General features: G+C 69.4%; 19 protein-coding genes. 7 read left to right on the top strand and 12 right to left on the bottom strand.

What is annotated here, in order from left to right; genetic code table 11:
• Positions 1-4 precede the first annotated feature (4 nt).
• A complete protein-coding gene (locus EPO51_RS27135; protein WP_293357274.1) occupies positions 5-1,795 on the bottom strand; it encodes a M3 family oligoendopeptidase in 1,791 nt (596 codons plus the stop codon).
• On the opposite strand from EPO51_RS27135, the gene EPO51_RS27130 reads away from it, so the two are divergent.
• Positions 1,779-2,972, top strand: coding sequence for an alpha/beta fold hydrolase (locus EPO51_RS27130; protein ID WP_293357272.1), 1,194 nt, complete (start codon positions 1,779-1,781; stop codon positions 2,970-2,972). The genes EPO51_RS27135 and EPO51_RS27130 overlap by 17 nt on opposite strands.
• On the opposite strand, the gene EPO51_RS27125 is transcribed toward EPO51_RS27130, so the two are convergent.
• The gene (locus tag EPO51_RS27125) at positions 2,967-3,392 is read right to left on the bottom strand and encodes an Lrp/AsnC family transcriptional regulator (RefSeq protein ID WP_293357270.1); all 426 of its coding nucleotides are present in this window, start codon (positions 3,390-3,392) and stop codon (positions 2,967-2,969) included. The two genes, EPO51_RS27130 and EPO51_RS27125, sit on opposite strands and share 6 nt — an antisense overlap.
• Positions 3,393-3,510: 118 nt before the next feature.
• Here EPO51_RS27125 and EPO51_RS27120 point away from each other — a divergent pair, with 118 nt between their 5' ends.
• Positions 3,511-4,380, top strand: a complete 870-nt coding sequence (locus tag EPO51_RS27120) for a dimethylarginine dimethylaminohydrolase family protein (protein ID WP_293357268.1) — start codon at positions 3,511-3,513, stop codon at positions 4,378-4,380.
• An 11-nt stretch (positions 4,381-4,391) separates the two neighbouring features.
• The gene (gene rocD, locus EPO51_RS27115) at positions 4,392-5,612 is read left to right on the top strand and encodes an ornithine--oxo-acid transaminase (RefSeq protein WP_293357266.1); all 1,221 of its coding nucleotides are present in this window, start codon (positions 4,392-4,394) and stop codon (positions 5,610-5,612) included.
• On the opposite strand, the gene EPO51_RS27110 is transcribed toward rocD, so the two are convergent.
• Both EPO51_RS27110 and yczR read right to left on the bottom strand, forming a co-directional pair.
• On the bottom strand, positions 5,609-7,723 hold the full coding sequence (locus EPO51_RS27110; protein ID WP_293357264.1) for a PQQ-dependent dehydrogenase, methanol/ethanol family: 2,115 nt from the start codon (positions 7,721-7,723) through the stop codon (positions 5,609-5,611). The genes rocD and EPO51_RS27110 overlap by 4 nt on opposite strands.
• Positions 7,724-7,827: 104 nt before the next feature.
• Complete coding sequence (yczR, locus tag EPO51_RS27105; protein WP_293357262.1) at positions 7,828-9,270, bottom strand: MocR-like transcription factor YczR; 1,443 nt, start codon at positions 9,268-9,270, stop codon at positions 7,828-7,830.
• Between the two features lie 65 nt (positions 9,271-9,335).
• On the opposite strand from yczR, the gene yczE reads away from it, so the two are divergent.
• Together yczE and EPO51_RS27095 are read left to right on the top strand one after the other, a co-directional pair.
• Positions 9,336-9,947 carry a membrane protein YczE gene (gene yczE / locus EPO51_RS27100; RefSeq protein ID WP_293357260.1) on the top strand — a complete coding sequence of 204 codons (612 nt, stop codon included), beginning with the start codon at positions 9,336-9,338 and terminating at the stop codon, positions 9,945-9,947.
• Between the two features lie 106 nt (positions 9,948-10,053).
• On the top strand, positions 10,054-11,538 hold the full coding sequence (locus tag EPO51_RS27095) for a sigma-54-dependent transcriptional regulator (RefSeq protein ID WP_293357258.1): 1,485 nt from the start codon (positions 10,054-10,056) through the stop codon (positions 11,536-11,538).
• On the opposite strand, the gene EPO51_RS27090 is transcribed toward EPO51_RS27095, so the two are convergent.
• From EPO51_RS27090 to gapR, 4 genes are all read right to left on the bottom strand, one after another.
• Entirely contained in the window at positions 11,535-13,160 is a 1,626-nt protein-coding gene (locus tag EPO51_RS27090; RefSeq protein ID WP_293357256.1) for an amidohydrolase, read from the bottom strand. The two genes, EPO51_RS27095 and EPO51_RS27090, sit on opposite strands and share 4 nt — an antisense overlap.
• 134 nt (positions 13,161-13,294) lie before the next feature.
• Positions 13,295-14,128: a M15 family metallopeptidase domain-containing protein gene (locus EPO51_RS27085; RefSeq protein ID WP_293357254.1), complete on the bottom strand. Its 834-nt coding sequence runs from the start codon at positions 14,126-14,128 to the stop codon at positions 13,295-13,297.
• Positions 14,129-14,196: 68 nt separating this feature from the next.
• Entirely contained in the window at positions 14,197-14,520 is a 324-nt protein-coding gene (locus tag EPO51_RS27080; RefSeq protein ID WP_293357252.1) for a hypothetical protein, read from the bottom strand.
• The gene (gene gapR / locus EPO51_RS27075; RefSeq protein WP_293357250.1) at positions 14,517-14,786 is read right to left on the bottom strand and encodes a nucleoid-associated protein GapR; all 270 of its coding nucleotides are present in this window, start codon (positions 14,784-14,786) and stop codon (positions 14,517-14,519) included. The genes EPO51_RS27080 and gapR overlap by 4 nt, the downstream gene beginning before the upstream one ends.
• A 129-nt stretch (positions 14,787-14,915) precedes the next feature.
• On the opposite strand from gapR, the gene folE reads away from it, so the two are divergent.
• The gene (gene folE / locus EPO51_RS27070) at positions 14,916-15,506 is read left to right on the top strand and encodes a GTP cyclohydrolase I FolE (RefSeq protein ID WP_293357248.1); all 591 of its coding nucleotides are present in this window, start codon (positions 14,916-14,918) and stop codon (positions 15,504-15,506) included.
• Positions 15,507-15,583: 77 nt separating this feature from the next.
• Here the strand turns inward: folE and EPO51_RS27065 are convergent, their stop codons facing one another.
• The 3 genes from EPO51_RS27065 to ykgO all read right to left on the bottom strand — a co-directional run bounded on the left by EPO51_RS27065 (position 15,584) and on the right by ykgO (position 17,131).
• Positions 15,584-16,243, bottom strand: coding sequence for an Npun_F0296 family exosortase-dependent surface protein (locus tag EPO51_RS27065; protein ID WP_293357246.1), 660 nt, complete (start codon positions 16,241-16,243; stop codon positions 15,584-15,586).
• A gap of 147 nt (positions 16,244-16,390) precedes the next feature.
• The gene (locus EPO51_RS27060; protein ID WP_293357244.1) at positions 16,391-16,996 is read right to left on the bottom strand and encodes an HAD family hydrolase; all 606 of its coding nucleotides are present in this window, start codon (positions 16,994-16,996) and stop codon (positions 16,391-16,393) included.
• 9 nt (positions 16,997-17,005) lie between these two features.
• Positions 17,006-17,131 (bottom strand): type B 50S ribosomal protein L36, encoded by a 126-nt coding sequence (ykgO, locus tag EPO51_RS27055; RefSeq protein WP_068878397.1) that lies wholly within the window; start codon positions 17,129-17,131, stop codon positions 17,006-17,008.
• Between the two features lie 130 nt (positions 17,132-17,261).
• Here ykgO and EPO51_RS27050 point away from each other — a divergent pair, with 130 nt between their 5' ends.
• Positions 17,262-18,572: a lytic murein transglycosylase gene (locus EPO51_RS27050; RefSeq protein WP_293357240.1), complete on the top strand. Its 1,311-nt coding sequence runs from the start codon at positions 17,262-17,264 to the stop codon at positions 18,570-18,572.
• Here EPO51_RS27050 and EPO51_RS27045 read toward each other — a convergent pair.
• On the bottom strand, positions 18,569-19,891 hold the full coding sequence (locus EPO51_RS27045) for an MFS transporter (protein ID WP_293357238.1): 1,323 nt from the start codon (positions 19,889-19,891) through the stop codon (positions 18,569-18,571). The two genes, EPO51_RS27050 and EPO51_RS27045, sit on opposite strands and share 4 nt — an antisense overlap.
• Between the last annotated feature and the right edge of the window lie 97 nt (positions 19,892-19,988).

Genomic DNA, 19,988 nt, shown 5'->3' with positions numbered 1-19,988 from the left:
GGGCTCAGACCAGGGCCTCGAACTCGTCCACAAGCCGTTCCAGCTGCCGCATCCCCGCCGCCCAGAAGGCCTTCTCGCGCGGGTTCAGCCCGAACACGGCCAGGGCCTCGACGTAGGTCTTGGCGCCGCCGCCGGCCAGCAGCTTCTCGTAGAGCGGCGCGAAGGCCACAGGATCCTCCCGGCGCTTCTCCATCAGACCGCGGACCAGCAGGTCCCCGAACGCATAGGCGTAGACGTAGAATGGCGAGTGTACGAAGTGGCTGATGTAGGCCCAGTAGTGACGATAGCCCTTGTCCAGGCGCACGGCCGGCCCGAGGCTTTCGGCCATGATCTCCACCCAGAGCCCGCCGATCTCGTCGGCGGACAATTCCCCCTGCTGGCGCGCGGCGTGGAAGCGGGTCTCGAAGCGGTGGAACGCGATCTGGCGGACCACCGTGTTGATTCCGTCCTCGATCTTGCCCGCCAGCAGCCCGCGCCGCTCCGCCTTCGAGGCCTCGGCCAGCAGCTTCTCGAACACCAGGCCCTCGCCGAAGATCGAGGCCGTCTCGGCGAGCGTCAGCGGCGTGTCGGCCAGCAGGGTGCCCAGCGGCTTGCACAGGGTCTGGTGAACCGCGTGGCCCAGTTCGTGGGCCAGGGTCAGCACGTCGCGCCGCTCGCCCATGTAGTTCATGAACACGAACGGGTGCCGGGTGGCCGTCACCGAGTGCGAATAGGCGCCCGACTGCTTGCCGGGCCGCGGTCGGGCGTCGATCCAGGGGTTGGTGAAGAAGGTCCGCGCGATGTCGGCGAACTGGGGCGCCAGGGCCTGGAAGCTCTCCAGCACCGTGCTCTTGGCCTCGTCCCATGTGTAGGTCCGCGGCTGGGACGTATCGAGCGGGGCGTTGCGGTCCCAGTGGTCGAGGCAATCGCGACCCAGCACCTTGGCCTTGAGCGCATAGTAGCGGTGACTGACCGAGGCGTAGCTCTCGACCACCGCCGCCTCCAGGGCCTCGACCGCGTCGGCGTCCACCTCGTTGGCGAGATGGCGGCCCGCGGCGGGGCTGTCGAACTTGCGCCAGCGGTCCTCGACCTGCTTCTCGAAAGCCAGCGTGTTCAGGCAGAGCGCCAGGGTCGAGGTGCGCTCGCCCAGCGCCTTCGAAAGGGCCGCGGCCGCCGCCTTGCGCTGGGCCGCGTCGGGGCTCGACATCCGGTTCAGCAGCTCGGACAAAGTCAGGGTCTCGCCGCCCACCCTGGCCGACAGCTTGGCCAGGGTCTCGTCCGACAGGCGGCCCCAGTTGGCGGTGGCCGGCGCCTTGTCCAGCAACAGCTTCTCCAGCTCGGACGACAGCTCGTGCGGCCGTCCGGCGCGCACCCGCCGCAACCAGGGCCGCCAGCGCTGGGCGGACGTGTTGGCCCGAAGCGCCGCCTCCAGCTCCACGTCGTCCAGCTTGTTGATCTCGAGGGTGAAGAACAGGCTGAGCTGGGCGATCTGGGCGGACCGCGCGCGCAGGTCGGACTCGAACTTCGACCAGGCCGGATCGTCCCGCGCCACCGAGGCCGAGAGCGAGCCGAACGCGCCGACGCTCCACATGGCGTTGGTGGCCTGCTCGTAGAGCTCGATGCCGCGATCGATGATCCCGCCCAGCTCGGCCGGCCGGTCGCGGGTCGCGACGAGCCGCCCCTCCAGCTTGGCGAGCTCGCCGTTCAGCCGCTCGGCCTCGACGAGGTCCGCCTCGATCCGCGGATCCTCGCGGTCGGCATAGAGGTCGTCCAGCCGCCACTCGGGCAGCGCGTCGGTCTTGAAGGGGGCGTTCATGGCCTGGAGCTTAGCTCCGCGCCCCCGCCGGGACCATCGCGCGATCACATTTGATCATTCGATGTGGGCCAGCCACAGTCCAGCTCCCGATGAGGTCGCCTTGAGACTCGCCCATATCGCCTTGGTCGTCGTCGTTGTGGTCGTAGCGCTGGTCAGCGCCCTGCTGGTGACGCGGAGCGTGCTTCAATGGCGCGAGGCCCGGAACCTGGCGATCGCCACGCCCGACGGCGTCGATGAGAGCGGCTTCATCGACATCGGTGGCGTCGCCCAATGGGTGCAGATGCGGGGGCTCCATCGCGCCAACCCCGTCATCATCGTCGTGCACGGCGGCCCGGGCTTCGCCATGTCGCCGCTGACGCGCGTCTTCCGGCCATGGGAGTCGGAATTCACGGTCGTGCAGTGGGACCAGCGCGACGCGGGCCGCACGTTCAGCCGCAACGGGCCCCAGCCCATCAGCATCGACCGGATCGCGCGCGACGGGCTGGAGGTGGCCGAGCATGTGCAGCGCAGGCTGCCGGGGGCTCGGGTGATCCTGCTCGGCCACTCGTGGGGTTCCGCCGTCGGCCTCGAGATGATCCAACGACGGCCGGACCTGTTCGCGGCGTACGTCGGGGCCGGCCAGATGTCGAGCAAGGCCGAACAGGAAACGCTGTCTTACGAACGGGTGTTCGAACGACTGCGGGCGGCGGGCGTCCGCGACGGCGTGGACGAACTCCGCCGGCTTGGCCCGCCGCCTTACAAGGACTTGGCCGAGCTCCTCGTGCAGCGGAAATGGTTGGCGACCGTCGACACGCCTGCCGAGCAACACCTCTTCCAACGGATGGCGCCCCTCCTCCTGGTCGCGCCGCAGATGAGCCTCAAACAGACCCACGATTATCTCGCCGCTCCGAAGGTCGCCCAGGCCGGGTCCTTCAACGAGGTCGCCGAATTCGACGCGCGGCGCATCGGTGGGCGGTTCAGCGTGCCGATCTTCATATTCCAGGGCGACCGGGACCTCTACACGCCCGAAGAGCCAACTGAGCGCTACCTGTCGGAGGTTGAGGCCCCCTTGAAAGACATCGCCGTGCTCCCGGGTGGTGGGCACGACGCGTTGCTGACCATGCCCGACGCCTTCCTGCGCGAGCTCCGAACCCGTGTGCGGCCTCGCGTCCTGGCGGATGGGATCAGCGGCTCATAGCTTCTGGGTCGCCAGCAGGATCGACGTCTCTGTCGAGGCGATGCCTTCGATCTGGCGGATACGGTCCAGGGCCTGGCTGAAGGCGGCCAGGGTCTCGACGTCCAGCTCGGCCACCAGGTCCCAGCGGCCGTTGGTGGTGTGGACGGCGGAGACTTCCGGGAAGCCCTTCAGCGCCTTGACCACCGCGCCGGACCGCTCGCCTTCGATGGCGATGGTCATGACGGCGCGCACCCGGTTGGCGTCCATGTCCGGGCGGGTCTTGATCGTGAAGCCCTGGACCACGCCCCGGGCGACCAGCCGCTCGATCCGGTTCTGCACGGTCCCCCGCGAGACCTTCAGCGCCTTGGCCAGACTCGCGGCGGGCGTGCGCGAGTCGGCGCGCAGGAGGCCGATCAGCCTCTGGTCCAGCTCATCCACCATATCGGCGCCCCATCCTGACGAAACGACAACCTGATCAGCGTATTGTATCAGGTTGCGGACTATACGCTAACACCCTCCGGAGCGACCCTGACCTGCGACGATGCCCGCAGGAGCCCGCATGGACCGCCCCACCTTCCTGATGACCGATCCCAGCTGTTTCGACGTCAGCTACCGGATCAATCCGTGGATGGACCCCAAGGGCTGGACGCCGGCGCACGCCGCCGCCGCCCGCGCCGGCTCCGCCGCGCTGCGCGCCGCGCTGATCGCCGCCGGCGCCCACGTGGAGACCATCGGCGCGGTGAAGGGCCTGCCGGACCTGGTCTTCCCGGCCAACGCCGCCGTCGTGCTGGACGGCAAGGTGCTCCTGGCCCGCTTCCGCCACGCCGAGCGCCAGGGCGAGGAGCCGGTGTTCCGCTCGGTCTTCCAGCGGCTGAAGACCCGCGGCCTGGTCCACGAGATCGTCGACCTGCCGGACGGCCTGTTCCACGAGGGCGCGGGCGACGCGATCTGGGACGCCGAGCGGCGGTTCTTCTGGTGCGGCTACGGCCCCCGCTCCAGCCAGGGCGCGATCCCCTTCATCCGCAAGACCTTCGGCCACGAGACGGTCGCGCTGGAACTGGCCACCGAGCAGTTCTATCACCTCGACACCTGCTTCTGCCCGCTGGCGGGCGGCAAGGTGCTGTACTACCCGGCCGCCTTCACGCCCCAGGCCCTGGCTGCAATCCACGCCCGTGTGCCGGAACACCAGCGCATCGAGGCCACGGCCGCGGAAGCCGCCGCGTTCTGCGTCAACGCCGTGAACCTCGACGCCAAGGTGATCATGGCCCGCGCCCCGGACAGCCTGAAGGCCAAGCTGCGCGCCCGCGGCTACAGCCTGGTCGAAGTGGACCTGGACCCGTTCATCCTCTCGGGCGGCGCCTCCTACTGCATGACCCTGCGGCTCGACCGCACCACCGTCCCCGCCGCCCAGCTGCACGCCGCCGAATAGGGAGCCTCCAGATGAACGACATCGCGCTCAAGCGTACGCTCGCCACCCGCTACATCGAGACCGAGGCCCTGTACGGCGCCAAGAACTACAAGCCGCTGGACGTGGTGCTGACCCGTGGCGAGGGCGTCCATGTCTGGGACGTCGACGGCAATCGCTACCTGGACTGCCTCTCGGCCTATTCCGCCGTCAACCAGGGCCACTGCCACCCGAAGATCCTGGCCGCCATGGTCGAGCAGGCGGCCAAGCTGACGCTCACCTCGCGGGCGTTCCGCAACGACCAGCTCGCGCCGTTCTACGAAGAGCTCTGCGCCCTGACGAATTCCCACAAGGTGCTGCCGATGAACTCGGGCGCCGAGGCGGTCGAGACGGCGCTGAAGGTGGCCCGCAAGTGGGGCTACGAGGTCAAGGGCGTGCCGGATGGCCAGGCCGAGATCATCGTGGCGGCCGACAACTTCCACGGCCGCACGGTGGCTATCGTCGGCTTCTCCAGCGACCCGCAGTCGCGCGGCGGCTTCGGCCCCTTCGCGCCGGGGTTCCGGATGGTCCCGTTCGGCGACGCCGACGCCCTGGAGACCGCCATCGGCCCCGACACCGTGGCCTTCCTGGTCGAGCCGATCCAGGGCGAGGCCGGCGTGATCGTCCCACCCGCCGGCTATCTGACGCGGGTGCGCGAGCTCTGCACCCGGCACAACGTCATCCTGATCCTGGACGAGATCCAGACGGGCCTCGGCCGCACCGGCAAGCTGCTGGCCGAGGAGCACGAGGGGATCGAGGCCGACCTCACCCTGATCGGCAAGGCGCTCTCGGGTGGCTTCTATCCGGTGTCGGCGGTGCTCTCGAACACCGAGGTCATGGACGTCCTGCACCCCGGCGAGCACGGCTCCACCTTCGGCGGCAACCCCTTGGCCTGCGCGGTGGCCCGCGCGGCGCTGAAGGTGCTGACCGAGGAAAGCATGATCGAGAACGCCGCCCGGGTCGGCGCCCGGCTCCAGGCCGAGCTGGCGGGGATCAAGGCGTCGCGCGTCAAGGAAGTCCGCGGCCGCGGCCTGATGATCGCCGTCGAGCTGAACCACGACGCCGGCGGCGCGCGGCGCATCTGCGAAGCGCTGCAAGCCCGGGGCCTCCTGGCCAAGGAGACCCACGAGCACACCATCCGCATCGCCCCGCCGCTGATCCTCTCCGACGACCAGGCCGACTGGATCGCCGAGCAGTTCGCGGCGGTGCTGCCCTAGCCGGCGGGCGTCGGCGGCGGCGGCGCGGTCGCCTGCGCCGCCTTGCGGGCCTCCAGCAGCACGTAGGCGCGGATGTCCTCGGCGTCCTTGGCGTTCAGGAACCGCGCGAAGCTGGCCATGCCGCGGCTGGCGCTGGCGCCGTCGATGACCACGCCCTTCCAGTTGTCGGCGGTCATCACCATCGGCGACGTCTTCAGGTCCGGGAGCCAGGCGCCCGAGGCGTTGGGGCCGTGGCAGACCTGGCAGTTCTTGTGGAACAGCTCGAAGCCGTGCTGCACGTCGCCGGTCGAGCTGACGTTGGTCAGGTCGATGGCCGGCTTGGTCGTGGCCGGGAACTCCGGCGCCGTGGCCTTGCCTCCCACTTTGAACACCAGCAGCCGACCCGGCAGGCGCGGCCGCGTGGGCATAGAGCCCGGCGCCGAGATCTGGCCGCCGCCGCCGACGCCGACCATCACCGCCACATACTGCTCGCCGTCCAGCTCGTAGCTCATCGGCGCGGCGATTACGCCGTTGCCGGTCTTGTAGGTCCAGAGCGCCTTGCCGTTCGCCGCGTCATAGGCCGAGAACTGGCCTTCCGCCGCGCCCTGGAAGACCAGGCCGCCGGCCGTCGACAGCACGCCGGCGTTCCAGAAGTAGGGGTGGTTCACCGTCCAGACCGCCTTCTGGTTCACCGGGTCCCAGGCCACCAGCTGGCCCTTGATCATCGAGGTGAGCGCCGTGATCTGCGCCTGGTCGGTGGGCAGGGAATTGATCACGAAGTCGACGCCCACGTTCCAGGCGCCGGCCTTGTAGCTGCCGCCCTTGTCATCGGCGTAGGCGAACGGCGTGACGTTCAGCGGGATGTAGACCAGGCCGGTCTTCGGGTTGAAGGCCATGGGCTGCCAGTTGTGGGCCCCCAACGGCCCCGGCACCTGCAGGACCATCGAGGTCTGGTAGCGCGCCCCGGGGGTCTCGATCGGCCGTCCGGTCGCCATGTCGACGCCGGTGGCCCAGGTGATGTTGGTATAGGGCTTGGCCGAGATCAGCTTACCCGTCGCCCGGTCGATCACGTAGAAGAAGCCGTTCTTCGGCGCCTGCATCAGCACCTTCTGCGGCTTCCCGCCGATATTCAGGTCGGCCAGCATGATGTGCTGGGTGGCGGTGTAGTCCCAGCTCTCGGCCGGGGTGGTCTGATAGTGCCAGACGTACTCCCCGGTGTCCGGCTTCAAGGCCAGGATCGAGGAGAGGAAAAGGTTGTCGCCCTTGCCGCCCGACCGCTTCTGATGGTTCCAGGGCGTGCCGTTGCCGATGCCGAAGTACATGATGTCGAGCTGCGGGTCGTAGGCCATGGAATCCCAGACCGTGCCGCCGCCGCCCGTCTGCTTCCACTCCCCGTCCGACCAGGTGGCGTTGACCTTCTCGGCCATCACCTTGTCGGAGGCGGCGCCATCCGCGGCTCCGGTGGGGTTGGGCGTGGTGAAGAAGCGCCAGGCCAGCTTGCCGGTGGCCGCATCATAGGCCGAGATGTAGCCGCGCACGCCGTACTCGGCGCCGCCGTTGCCGATCAGCACCTTGTCCTTCACCACCCGCGGCGCGCCGGTGATGGTGTAGGGCTTGGAGTTGTCGGTGGTCTGCTGGCTCCAGGCGACCTTGCCGGTCTTGGCGTCCAGGGCCACCAGCCGGCCGTCGATGGTGCCGACGTAGACGCGGCCCTTCCAGACGGCGACGCCCCGGTTCACCACGTCGCAGCAGGCGTCGAAGCCCTTGGCCCCCTGCACGCCGGGATCGTATTTCCAGAGCTGCTTGCCGGACTTGGCGTCGAAGGCGAAGACCTTGGACCAGGCGGTCGAGGTGTAGAGCACCCCATCGACCATCAGCGGCGTCGCTTCCTGGCCCCGGTCGGTGTCGAACTCGGCGTACCAGGCCAGGCCGAGCTGGCCGACGTTGGACGCATTGACCTTGTCCAGCGGGCTGAAGCGCTGCTCGTTGTAGTCCTTGCCGTAGGAGAGCCATTCGCCGTTCGTGGCCGCCGCCTCGAGGCGTTTCGCGTCCACGTTCCCGGGACTGGATTTCTGGCACGCGGCCACGCTCAAGGCCAAAGCCAGCGCGACACCCCAACCGACGAGCTTCATGACGCCTCCCAGCAGCCGACTTCTCGAATGATCGGCGTTCAGGCGGCACTATGCCCCGGCTGCCTCATCCCGCAAGCGTGCCGCAGCGGAACGCGGGCCGCAGCCTAGACTACCGCGCCCATCTGGCTTCGCGCCGACACCTGGCCGGGCTGGAGCCGCGCATAGGCCTGGGCGAGGCGGCCGACCACCTCGGTGAGCACCTCGGGCGCCTGGGTATATGGCAGGCGCAGGAAGCGCTCGAAGGCGCCGTCGACACCGAAGCGGGGGCCCGCGGCCAGGCGGACGCCGAACCGCTCGGACGTGGCGGCCATGGCGGTGGAGACCGGCGCCGGCAGTTCGGCCCACAGCGACAACCCGCCCGGCGGCGAGGCCACCTTCCAGTCCGGCAGCGCCTGGCGTACCAGGCCCAGCAGGTGATCGCGCTGGCCGCGCAGCAGGGCCCGGCGGGTGTCCAGGGGCGCGTCCTCGTGGGTCAGCAGGTGGACGGCGGCCAGTTGCTCCAGCACCGGCGTGCCGAGATCCAGCGAGGAGCGGCGCAGCGACAGCGCCTGGATCGTCTGGACGTCGGCCCGGATCCAGCCCAACCGCAGCCCGCCCCAGAAGCTCTTGCCGGTGGAGCCCAGGCGCACCAGCCCCACGTCCGGCTCTTCGAAGGCGTAGGGCTGGATCGGGCCATCCAGCCAAAGGTCCAGCAGCGTCTCGTCGAAGATCACGGTGGTGCGGGCCCCCAACGCGGCCTCGACGATGGCGGCGCGCGCCTCCGGACCCATCCAGCGGCCGGTGGGGTTGTGAAAGTCGGCGATGAAATAGGCCAGCCTCGGGCCGCTCTGGCGCAGCGCCGCCGCCACGCCGTCCACGTCCCAGCTCGCGCCCGGCAGCCCGACCGGCAGCGGGCGGAGCGAAGCGCGCTGGATCGCGTCGATGGCGTGGGGATAGGTCGGATGGTCGATCACCACCCGGTCCCCCGGGCCGCAGGTCAGCCGCAGCATCAGGGCCAGGGCGTGCAGTGCGCCGTTCGTGACCATGATCTGGTCCGGCGAGGTCGGCAGGCCGCGGCGGGCGTAGCGGGCGGCGATGGTCTCGCGCAGCACGGTCAGCCCGAGCGGGGCGTAGCCATGTTCCGGCAGGTGGGCGGGCAGCGCGCTGAGGGCCGCGGCATAGGCCTGGTGCATGACCTCGACGGCGGGCGGCGCCGCCGAGGCCATGTCGATCATCCCCTCCGCCGCAGCGCCGGCGACGAGCGGCGTCACCCCCCGCTCGCCCGGCCCGGCCGGCAGCCGGGTGCGCGCCCCTGCCCCCTGGCGACGGTCCAGGAAGCCGTCGTCGCGCAGCCGGCCCAGGGCGGCGGTGACGGTGGTGCGGCTGACCTCCAGGGCCTGGGCCAGTTCGCGCTCGCCCGGCAGCACCACCTCCAGCGGCAGCCGGCCGTCGAGGATCAGCAGGCGCAGGCCGTCGGCCAACTGGCGATAGGCGGGTCCGGTACGCTCGCCTCGCCACGCGCCGAGGAGGCGCGTGAGGGAGGCTGGACCGATGCGGCGAGTGCTCATGGAAGCCACCTTCGCAGAACTGGACCTGTTTTCCAGGGCCAGTTTCGACGATCTGGATCGGCATGATGATGACCCGCCGTCTGATCCAGCTCCTCTTCGGCCTATCGCTCTATGGCGCCTCCATGGGCCTGATGGTGCGCGCCGGCCTCGGCCTCGACCCGTGGGACGTGTTCCACCAGGGCCTGGCCGGGCATGTGGGCCTCTCGATCGGCATGCTGGTCAATATCGTCGGCGCGGTGGTGCTGCTGCTGTGGATCCCCCTGCGCCAGAAGCCAGGCCTGGGCACGATCGCCAATGTCCTGGTGATCGGGACCGCGATGGACCTCACCCTGCTGGTCCTCCCCGAGTTGAGCGGCCTTGCGGTCAGGGGCGTCGGCCTCGCGCTGGCGGTGGTCGTCAACGGGATCGCGGGCGCCATGTATATCGGCGCGGGGCTGGGGCCGGGCCCGCGGGACGGCCTGATGACCGGCCTCCATCGGCGCACGGGCTGGTCCATCCGCGGAGTCCGCACCGGCATCGAACTGTCCGTCCTGGCGATCGGCTGGCTGCTTGGCGGGACGGTCGGCGTGGGCACCGTGCTCTACGCCTTCGCCATCGGCCCCCTGGTGCAGGCCTTCCTGCCCCTGTTCACGGTCCGCGACCGCAGGCCGCAGGAAACCATCGCCGTTAACCCCTGATTCGGGTCTCCGAAACGTCGCCTTTACCCTTCCCCTGTACCAATCAGGGACAAGAAGAGACCTCGTCCAGAACGGAGGAGCGTCCGGTTTAGGTGGGTGTTTTCATATGGCCAAAACGGTCCTGGTCGTCGACGACGACCCGACGCAACGCCGTCTGATCCAGGCCGTCCTGGAGCGCGACGGATTCTCCGTGGCCCACGCCCAGAGCGGCGACGAGGCGATCCAGCACCTGAACTCCGGCGCCGCCGTCGACGTGGTCCTGCTGGACCTGGTGATGCCCGGCATCTCGGGCCAGGACACCCTGGTCGAGATGCGCGCCCGCGCCTTCAACCAGCCGGTGATCGTGCTGACCGCCACGGGCGGCATCGACACCGTCGTGCAGGCCATGCAGTCCGGCGCCTGCGACTTCTTCGTGAAGCCCGCCAGCCCGGAACGGATCACCGTGTCCATCCGCAACGCGCTGAGCATGGGCTCGCTGAAGAGCGAGGTGGACCGGCTGAAGAAGCACGCCACCGGCCGCACCACCTTCGACGACCTGATCGGCGGCTCGCCGGCCATGCTGATGGTCAAGCGCATGGGCGAGCGGGCGGCCAAGTCGTCCATCCCGATCCTGATCACCGGCGAAAGCGGCGTCGGCAAGGAAGTGATCGCGCGCGCCGTGCATGGCTCGTCCGAGCGCGCCGGCAAGCCCTTCGTGGCCGTGAACTGCGGCGCCATCCCCGAGAACCTGGTCGAGAGCATCCTGTTCGGCCACGAGAAGGGCAGCTTCACCGGCGCCAGCGACAAGCACCTGGGCAAGTTCCAGGAAGCCAACGGCGGCACCCTGTTCCTCGACGAAGTGGGCGAGCTTCCCCTGGACGTGCAGGTCAAGCTGCTGCGCGCCCTGCAGGAGAGCGAGATCGACCCGATCGGCGCCAAGCGCTCGATCAAGGTGGATGTCCGTATCGTCTCGGCCACCAACCGCGACCTCAGCCAGGCGGTCGCCGAGGGCCGGTTCCGCGAAGACCTGTTCTATCGCCTGAACGTCTTCCCGATCGAGGCGCCGGCCCTGCGCGAGCGCAAAGAGGACGTCGCCGCCCTGGTCGACTGCTTCGTGCGCCGCTTCAACGTGGAAGAGGGCAAGTCCGTGGTGGGCGCCACGCCGGAGACGCTGGCCTGCCTCACGGCCTTCGATTGGCCGGGCAACGTCCGCCAGCTGGAGAACGCCGTCTACCGCGCCATCGTGCTCGCCGACGCGCCCTATCTGCAGCCGCACGACTTCCCCGCGATCTCGGGGATCGCCGCGCCGCCGCCGGAATATGTCGCCTCTTCGTCGGCGCCGGCGCCCGGTGTCGTGACGTCGGGCGAAGCGCCCGTCCCCGAACAGCCGGTGCGCATCCTGGACGCCCGCGGCCACCTGCGGACGCTGGAGGAGATAGAACGCGACCTCATCCAGCTCGCCATCGAGGTCTACGCCGGCCACATGAGCGAGGTGGCCCGCCGCCTCGGCATCGGCCGCTCCACGCTCTATCGCAAGGTCCGCGAACAGGGCCTCGAGGGCCTGGTGAAAGGCCCCGGCGAAGCGGCCGAGGCCGAAGAGGTCGCCGCCTAGGCCTGGTACATCGTCCGTCCGCCCGTGACGGTGCGGACGATCTGGATGTCCTTGATCTTCTCGGGCGCGACCGCCAGCAGGTCGTCGGCCAACACGACGAAGTCGGCCAGCTTGCCCGGCGTGATGGAGCCTTTCAGGGCCTCCTCGCGGCTGGCGTAGGCCCCGTTGTGGGTGTTCACCCGCAGCGCCTCGGCGGCCGTGATCCGCTGGTTGGCGCCCCAGGTCTCGCCGTTCCACCCGGTGCGCGTGACCATCCCCTGGATGCCCATCAGCGGCGCGAAGGGCCCGGGGTAGAAGTCCGACCCGGCGGCCACGTTGACGCCGGCGTCCAGGAAGCTGCGGAACGCCATGGCGTTCTCCATGAACGCCTCGCCGTAGAAACCGAACTTGTCGGTGTTGTAGTAGGCATAGGTCGTGAAACAGGCGGGCGTGGCGTCCAGCGCCTTGATCCGCCGCACCAGGTCCGGGTTCACCAGGGTGCAGTGGGTGATCTTGAACCGCGCCTCGGGCCGGGGGAACAGCTTCTGCGCCCGCTCCATCGCCGTCAGCGCGTTGCCGATCGCCACGTCGCCGTTGGCGTGGCAGTTCACGTCGATGCCAGCCCGGTGAACTCGCTCGACCCAGGCGTTCAGGGTCGGTTGGTCCTCCACCAGATTGCCGTAGTAGGGCGGCGTCCGACCCGGGAACGGCCTGCTCATGGCCAGCGTCCGCTCCGAAAACGAGCCGTCGACCATGTGCTCGAAGGTGGCGCCCAGCCGGATCCAGTCGTCGCCGAAGCCGGTCTTGAGGCCTGCGCGGATCATCGCCTCCAGCACCGGCCCGATCGGCTCGTAGCTGACCCGGTGCTTGAGGTCGCCGCGGGCGCGGACGTCCTGCAGGGCGGCGAGGTCTCCGCCCTGGTGATGGACGGTGGTCAGCCCGTAACGTGCGAACTCGCGCGAGATGTGAGCCAGGCCGTCGCGGGCGCGGCGCGCGGTCTCCTCCGGGGAGAACGTGGCCCGGCGGCCGACGCTGTCGAACACCTCCATGGCCATGTCGGTGACCCGGCCCGTCAGCTCGCCGGCGGCGTCGCGGTCATAGGTTCCGCCGGGCGGATTCGGTGTCGCCTTGGTCACTCCGGCCAGGGCGAAGGCGCGGCTGTTGTAGAAGGCGGTGTGACCGCCGCGGTGGTTCACGACCACCGGATGCGCCTTCGAGACCCGATCGAGGTCGGCCATGGTGAGCTGCCGCTTATCCTTCACCTTGGTGTCGTCGAAGAAGTGGCCCGCGACCCAGGTGTCCGGCGGCAACGCCCGCGCCTTGGCCGCGAGCTTCTCCACGATGGAGTCGATGGTGACGAACTCGACCTCGAACGGATTTCCGACCAGCACCTCGTACAAGAGGACGTCGCCTACGGGGTGGTTGTGGGTGTCGATGAACCCCGGCGTGATCGTCATCCGTCGCGCGTCGTAGGTCTGGGTGCGCTTGCCGATCAACGAGCGGATGTCGTCGTTGGAGCCCACCGCCACGAACCGGTCGCCCCGGACCGCGAACGCCTCGGCCCGCGGTCGCGCCGGGTCGACCGTGTGGACGTTGGCGTTGAAGACCACGAGGTCGGGCTCTTCCGGCGCGAGAGCCGCCATCGCGCCCCCAGACCACGCCGCGCCCGCGGCGCCTAGGAATGCCCGCCGGCTCGCCTGTCTCATCGCCATCTCCCCGCTCGGCTCAGAGATTAGCCGTTAAAGCCGAGGTGTCATCTGGCTTCCGCCAGCTCTGGCTACTGGTCGGCGGCGCCCGTCTTGAGCCTGGCGTACCGCGCCGGCTGCTGCGCCCGCTCCGCCTCAAGCAGGGCCGTCACTTCCGAGAGCCCCGCCGCGGCCGAGGCGCGGACTTCGGGGTCTGCGCGAGGGTTGTCGACCGCCGCCGCCAGCCAGGACTGCGCCTCGGCGAAATCGCGCGGCGCGAGGTAGCCCAGGGCGTAGATGCGGCCGAGTTCCAGTTGCGACCAGGCGTGGCCCTGCCCCGCCTTCGCGCGCAGACGTCCCAGCTCGGCGCTGTCGGCCGTGACGTCGTGCGGGCTTGGCCCCGGCATGGCGATCGTCATCGCCCGCGCACGGCCGCCTTCCACCTTCGTCTTGGGGAGGTCCAACGACGCCACCTGGAACCGCGGCCCGCTGCCCGCGGGAGGGCCGAAACCATAGGGTTCGAGATGCAGGTGCGGGCCCTGGGTGCCGTGCGCGCCCTTCGGCTGGTATCTGGCGAACGGCGCGCCGGCGTTGCGGAGGCGGTTCGCCGCCTCGCTCGGGCTCATCCCGTCGACCACGAGGTCGTAGGCGCCCGGCGCGCCGGGCCGACCCAGCGAGTGCCGCGACAAGCCGCCGGGCCGCACCGTCATCGCGCCTTGGGCGCGCAACTGGTCCTCGCGCTCGGGCGTGCGGTAGCCGCCGGTCATGCGCCAGGCGCCCTGGCCGAACACCGTGTCCATGATGGTGGAGAATCTGGCCTCGGTGATCGCCTGGGCCGACGCCCCGCTGGCGAGCACGCTCAGCAGCCCGCCGATCAGCGCAGCCCTGGCCCCAATGGCCGCTCGGAAAGGACGAGATCCAGACACGAGGACGACTAGACCCGATCAGGGCCAAAATAACGTGAAGACGGATGGTGAATCGGGGGTAACGCGCCCTAGTCGTCCGCCTTCCGTCGCCGAAAGGGCCGTCGCTTGAGTTCCTTCTTCTCGCCCTTGGCCTTGGCGGCGATCTCCTTGAGCTTGACGGTCTGCAGCACGGAGAGGGCCTCGCCCGGCGCCCCCTTCTCGGGGTCGCCGAACGCGCGACCGTAGGTCTTCACCCGGTCGGCGACCTCGGTGAGGAATTCACCCTCCCAGTCGGAGAGTTCGACCCCGGCCTTGTCGGCCGTGCGCCGGGCGCGCTTCAGCGCGTTGAGGGCGGCGCGCTTGGCGGCCGCCTTCCTGGCCTCGTGGGGCGAAACGGGCGCCTTGCGCCTCAAATCTCTCCGATCGCCGAGAGATAGAGGTCGAGGATGGCCTCTTCCTCCTGGCGCTTGGCGCGGTCCTGCTTCCGGATGCGGATCACCTTGTTGATGATCTTGACGTCGAACCCGTTGCCCTTGGCCTCGGCCTTCACTTCCTTGATCTGCTCGGAGATCTCGGACTTCTCCTGCTCGAGGCGTTCGATGCGCTCGATGATGCTCTTGAGCTGGCCCTGGGCGGTTGCGTTCAGGACGTCGGGGTGGGCGGAAGCGTCGTCGGCCATGGCCAAGCCTTTAAGCTAGATGCGGAGGTGCGGAAAGCGGCGGAACCTAGTGTTCCGCAGCCGCCCTGTCACGCGCCTCTGAACCTCCGCCGCGCCCCATCCGTTGAGGCCGGTGGACGCGGAGGCGACATGGCTGACGAAACCCACAGGAAACCCACCGAAGCGGAGGCTCAGGCGGCCGTCCGCACGCTGATCGAGTGGGCCGGCGACGACCCTGACCGGGAGGGGCTGCTCGACACCCCGCGTCGGGTGGTGAAGGCCTATCGCGAGCTGTTCGCCGGCTACGAGTCCGACCCCCGGGACTATCTGGCCCGCACTTTCGAGGAGGTGGGCGGCTACGACGAGCTGGTCCTGCTGCGCGATATCCGGGTGGTCAGCTTCTGCGAGCACCACATGCTGCCGTTCCTCGGCAAGGCCCACGTGGGCTACCTGCCGAACGACCGGGTGGTGGGAATCTCGAAGCTGGCCCGCGTGGTCCACGGCTTCGCGCGCCGCCTGCAGATCCAGGAGAAGCTGACCGCGGAGATCGCCGAGGCGATCCAGGACATCCTCCAGCCCAAGGGCGTGGGCGTGGTCATCGTCTCCGAGCACAGCTGCATGACGATGCGAGGCGTGAACACACCCGGCTCGCGCCTGACGACCAGCCACCTGCTGGGCGAGGTCCGCGACGACCCGCGCACGCGCCAGGAGTTCTTCGACCTGGTCCGCAACGGCGACTAGCTGCGCCAGAACGAGACAAGCCCCCTGCCTGGCGAAAGGCAGGGGGCTCTCAGTTCGTTCGCCGAGTGGAGAGAGGGCTAGGCGAACGTAGACGCGGTGCGGCGGCGGCGGAGCATGGAGCCGGCCGTGCCGAAGCCCATGATCATCATCGCCCAGGTGGCCGGTTCCGGTACGGCCGTGCCGGCCAGGCTGTCGAACTCGAACGAGTTGCCCGTGGAGCTGAACTCGATCTTGCTGACGGCTTCTCCATCGAAGTTGTAGCTGACGCGGCGGCCCCAGCCCTGGTTGCCGTTGTCACCCGTGGCCGCGCCCCAGATCTCGGCGCCTTGCAGGGTGATCGTGCCGCCACCCATCTTCGTGAAGGTCACGAAGTTGAAGGTGTCCGGCGAACCCAGGTAGAAGCTGAACTGATTCAGGCCCTTGGCGGAGGTCAGGGTGGCGGTGCCGTTGGTGACGACGGTCAGGTAGTTGGTCGTGTCGCCGGGCGGCGGGGCGGAGACGTTCGGGTCCAGACCCAGCAGGCCGCTGCGCACGAAGGTGTTCGAGTCACCCGTGAAGGTGAAATCGCCGCTGGCGTGGATGCTGTCGAAGTCCTCGATCATCGTCTGACCGGCCGGGAGCGGCCCGTCGGTGTTGTAGATGGTCATGGTGAGCGCCGAGGCGGAGCCGGCGGCGGCCAGGACGGCGGTCGCAGCGGCGGTGGCGAACAGGGCGCGAAGGGGGTTACGATTACGCATCGTGGTGGGTGTCCGTTCTATGTGACAGACCCCACGGCGGAGCCCGTACCGATTTGAAACAGCCGCCAGGGACGGCTTCCGGACACATGCATCGCGCGTGCCAAGCTTAACCGGTACGTAAGGATAAGGTCCGCGGACGCAGCCGCCTCAAATGAGGTCGCGCGCTTCCAGGGCGGGGCGCAGCGCCGCCGGATCCGTGAAGTGGTGGACGTCGAAACCCAGGTCCCGGGCGGTCGCGATGTTCCTCGCGCTGTCATCGACGAACAGGATGTCGGCCGGCGCCAGGCCGAAGCGCTCGCAGACCAGCCGGTAGATCGCCGGGTCGGGCTTCATCACGCCCTCGCGGCCCGAGGCGACGAAGCCCGCCAGCCGCCCGAACACCGGGCTCATCGCCAGGGTGGACTCCACCGTTTCATGGCTGATGTTGGAGAGGCCGTACTGCGGGACGCCACGGGCGTGCAGGGCCTCGATGGCGGCTTCCGTCTCTTCGATCGGACCGGAGAACATCTCGTCCCACCGCCGATGCCAGGCCCAGATCTCGGCCTCGTGCTGCGGATGCCGGGCGCTCAGCGCGGCGCAATTCTCGGCGAAGGTGACGCCACAATCCGTCGGCGTGTGCCACTCGAGCGTGCACACGTCGGATAGGAACCGGTCGCACTCGACCGGATCAGGAAAGATCTTCTGATAGAGCGTGCGCGGGTTCCAGCGCACGATGACATTGCCGAAGTCCCAGAGGACAGCCTTCGGCGACACCGGGCCGGCTTAGCCTTGCTTGGCTTTGAAGCGCGGGTCGGTCTTGTTGATGATGTAGACGATGCCCTTGCGGCGCACGAGCTTGCAGTCGCGGTGACGCGTCTTGAGCGACTTGAGCGAGCTTCTGACCTTCATGGGACCGTATCTTCAATCGGGCCCCGAAGAGCCGGTTGGCGAACAAGAGCGCGCGCATATACGGGTCGGCCGTATCGGAGTCAACCTGACGCCGTTTTGATTGGGGCCCGGATCGACGCACTTTAGAGTCATGCCGATGCGTCGTCGCGTTCTCCCCGCCTTCCTCGCCCTCGCCGGCTGCGCGAGCCCCGTCGTCCCGCCGCCGACTCTGGTCCTGCCGGTCGCCACGGCGGCCGTGGCCGCGGTCGAGGCCGCCACGCCGGCGGCCGCACCGTCGGTCGCACCGCCCACGGCGTCGGGCGACATGATCTTCGACGCCTGGGCCTCGGAGTTCCAGGGCCGGGCGCTGGCCGCCGGGATCAAGCCCGAGATCCTGAGCCGCGAGATGGCCGGCCTGACCCCCGACCCCCGCGTCGCCGGCCTGGACAGCCGCCAGCCCGAATTCTCCAAGCCGGTTGGCGACTATATCAAGGGCGTGGTCACCGCCGACCGCATCGCCATCGGCCAGCGCCGGGCGGCCGACACCCCGATGATCGGCGACATCGAGAACCGTTTCGGCGTGCCGCGGCAGGTCCTGATGGGCGTCTGGGCCATGGAGAGCGGCTTCGGCTCGATCCAGGGTGATCTGGACAACGTCCGCTCGCTCGCCACCCTGGCCGCCCAGGGCCGCCGCCGCGCGTGGGCCGAGGGCGAGCTGATCGCCACCTTCCAGATCATCCAGTCCGGAGAATTCTCGCGCGCGCGCCTGCGAGGCTCATGGGCGGGCGCCATGGGCCAGACCCAGTTCATCCCGACGACCTTCCTGTCCACCGCGGTCGACGAGGACGGCGACGGCAAGCGCGACATCTGGGGTTCCTCCACCGACGCCCTGGCCTCGGCCGCCAACCTGCTGGCCAAGGCCGGCTGGGTGCGCGGACAGGGCTGGGCGCGCGAGGTCACCGCGCCGCCGGGCTTCGACTTCAGCCTGACCGAGGGTCCCAAGGAGGTTCCGGCCTGGTGGGCGGCCAAGGGGGTGCGACCGGCCGACGGCAAGCCATGGTCCGCGAACGACGCCGCGGCCGAGACGCAGTTGATCGCGCCGGCGGGGGCGAACGGACCGCTGTTCCTCCTGCTGCCCAACCACTTCGCGATCCGGAAGTACAACAACAGCATCGCCTATGCGCTCGGCGTGGGCCTGCTGGCCGACCGGGTGGCGGGCGGCTCGGCCCTGGTCAAACCCTGGCCCCAGGAGACGCCGCTGTCGCTGGTCGACCGGATGACGGCGCAGCGCGCGCTGGCGGCCCTGGGCTTCAGCCCCGGCGGGTCGGACGGCGTCGTAGGCATGGCCACCCGCAAGGCGCTGCGCGACTGGCAGAAGGCCCGTGGCCTCACGGCGGACGGCTATCTGTCCGCCGACATGGTGCGGCGCCTGAAGGCCGAGGCGGACGGGGCCGGCGCCTAGGTCGCCCCGCCCTCGTCACTCTTCTCTATGGTGGCCATCGTCGTCGCATCCCGTGTGGCCGGCTGCGGATCCGCGTTCTTCAGCGCGGTGTTGCGGAAGGCATAGACCAGCATCCCGAGCATCAGGACGGCGTTCAGCACGAAGGGGGCCGGTCCGAAATGCTGGTAGAGGAAGACGAAGCCGGGCGCGAAGATCACGTTGATCCCGTTCACCGCCGCGATGGCGCCGGCGACCCGCGCCTGCTCCTCGATGCCCACCGCGATGGAGGATCCCGCCGTGAAGCCGGGCCGGGCGAAGCCGAAGCCGAGGCTGGAGAGCGCGTAGCCGGCCACCACGACATAGAAGCCGTTGTCGCCGCTCGGGGCCGCCGCCACGATCAGGTTGCCCGCCGCCGCGGTCGCCACGCCCCAGCGCAGCAGCTGGCGCGGCGTCATCTCGAACATGCGGATCAGGCCCCACTGGGCCAGCAGTCCCGCGACCGCGCCGAACATCATGGCCGTGGCGATGTAGCCCTGGGCCGCGATCGGCGACAGGCCGACCTTGTCGATGATCAGGAAGGCCAGGCTCTGGGCCTGGGCCGTCTGGCAGGTGGCGACGATGAAGCCGTAGATCAGGAAGGGCGTGATGCGCGGATCTCGCCAGAGCGGGCGCTCCTTCGGCGCGCCCATCACCACCGGCCGCCGGGGCCGCTGAGCCTCGAGGGGGACCCTCTGGTCGGGCAGGAAACGCCAGACCACGAACAGCATGGCGAGCGCGATCAGGGCGAAGCTGAACAACGGGCCGGCCAGCCCCACGACCGGGAACACGAACAACGGCGCCAGGAATGGCCCGATCACCGTGCCCAGGCCGAAGGCCCCCGCCAGGCTGGCCATCGCCTGGGTGCGGCCGGCCAGCGGCGTGCGCTCGGCCACATAGGCCTGGGTGGCCGGATTGCTGGCCGCGCCGAAGAGGCCGAACAGCGCCCGCGCCAGCAGCAGCAGGACGAAGATGATCATCGGCGTCGCGAGATGGCGCAGCCCTGCGCTCACCACTGCCCCGCACAGGGTCATCGAGATCGTGAAACCCGCCAGGCCCACCAGCATCAGCGGCTTGCGGCCGTAGCGATCCGAGGCCCGGGCCCAGCCGGGCGAGGAGAACGCCCACAACAGGGCCGACAGCGAGAAAATCGCCGAGACCATCGGGTCCGGAATGCCGATCGAGCGCCCGATGGCCGGCAGCACCGAGATCAGGCCGGTGTTGCCCATGGCGGTCGCCGCCGAAACGGCGAAGATGATCGCGAAGGAGCGCCTGGGGAGGGCGCTGGCGGCGGGGGTGGCCATGTCCCCTGCCTTATGCGGGTTGGCCCGCTGCGGCAATTCTGCGCCGTACGGGCCGCCTCCCACTCACCCGACATTAAGCATTAACATGCATGTTCCC

Origin of the sequence: Phenylobacterium sp. (genome assembly GCF_004297125.1) — a bacterium.
Lineage (GTDB): Bacteria > Pseudomonadota > Alphaproteobacteria > Caulobacterales > Caulobacteraceae > Phenylobacterium.
This window is presented reverse-complemented; position numbering and strand designations above follow the sequence as displayed.

Excerpts from the sequence above, each read along its gene's own strand:
- EPO51_RS27135 (WP_293357274.1), bottom strand. The coding sequence starts at position 1,795 with ATGAACGCCCCCTTCAAGACCGACGCGCTGCCCGAGTGGCGGCTGGAC.
- EPO51_RS27125 (WP_293357270.1), bottom strand. The coding sequence starts at position 3,392 with ATGGTGGATGAGCTGGACCAGAGGCTGATCGGCCTCCTGCGCGCCGAC.
- EPO51_RS27120 (WP_293357268.1), top strand. The coding sequence starts at position 3,511 with ATGGACCGCCCCACCTTCCTGATGACCGATCCCAGCTGTTTCGACGTC.
- rocD (WP_293357266.1), top strand. The coding sequence starts at position 4,392 with ATGAACGACATCGCGCTCAAGCGTACGCTCGCCACCCGCTACATCGAG.
- EPO51_RS27110 (WP_293357264.1), bottom strand. The coding sequence starts at position 7,723 with ATGAAGCTCGTCGGTTGGGGTGTCGCGCTGGCTTTGGCCTTGAGCGTG.
- yczR (WP_293357262.1), bottom strand. The coding sequence starts at position 9,270 with ATGAGCACTCGCCGCATCGGTCCAGCCTCCCTCACGCGCCTCCTCGGC.
- yczE (WP_293357260.1), top strand. The coding sequence starts at position 9,336 with ATGATGACCCGCCGTCTGATCCAGCTCCTCTTCGGCCTATCGCTCTAT.
- EPO51_RS27095 (WP_293357258.1), top strand. The coding sequence starts at position 10,054 with ATGGCCAAAACGGTCCTGGTCGTCGACGACGACCCGACGCAACGCCGT.
- EPO51_RS27090 (WP_293357256.1), bottom strand. The coding sequence starts at position 13,160 with ATGGCGGCTCTCGCGCCGGAAGAGCCCGACCTCGTGGTCTTCAACGCC.
- gapR (WP_293357250.1), bottom strand. The coding sequence starts at position 14,786 with ATGGCCGACGACGCTTCCGCCCACCCCGACGTCCTGAACGCAACCGCC.
- folE (WP_293357248.1), top strand. The coding sequence starts at position 14,916 with ATGGCTGACGAAACCCACAGGAAACCCACCGAAGCGGAGGCTCAGGCG.
- EPO51_RS27065 (WP_293357246.1), bottom strand. The coding sequence starts at position 16,243 with ATGCGTAATCGTAACCCCCTTCGCGCCCTGTTCGCCACCGCCGCTGCG.
- ykgO (WP_068878397.1), bottom strand. The coding sequence starts at position 17,131 with ATGAAGGTCAGAAGCTCGCTCAAGTCGCTCAAGACGCGTCACCGCGAC.
- EPO51_RS27050 (WP_293357240.1), top strand. The coding sequence starts at position 17,262 with ATGCCGATGCGTCGTCGCGTTCTCCCCGCCTTCCTCGCCCTCGCCGGC.
- EPO51_RS27045 (WP_293357238.1), bottom strand. The coding sequence starts at position 19,891 with ATGGCCACCCCCGCCGCCAGCGCCCTCCCCAGGCGCTCCTTCGCGATC.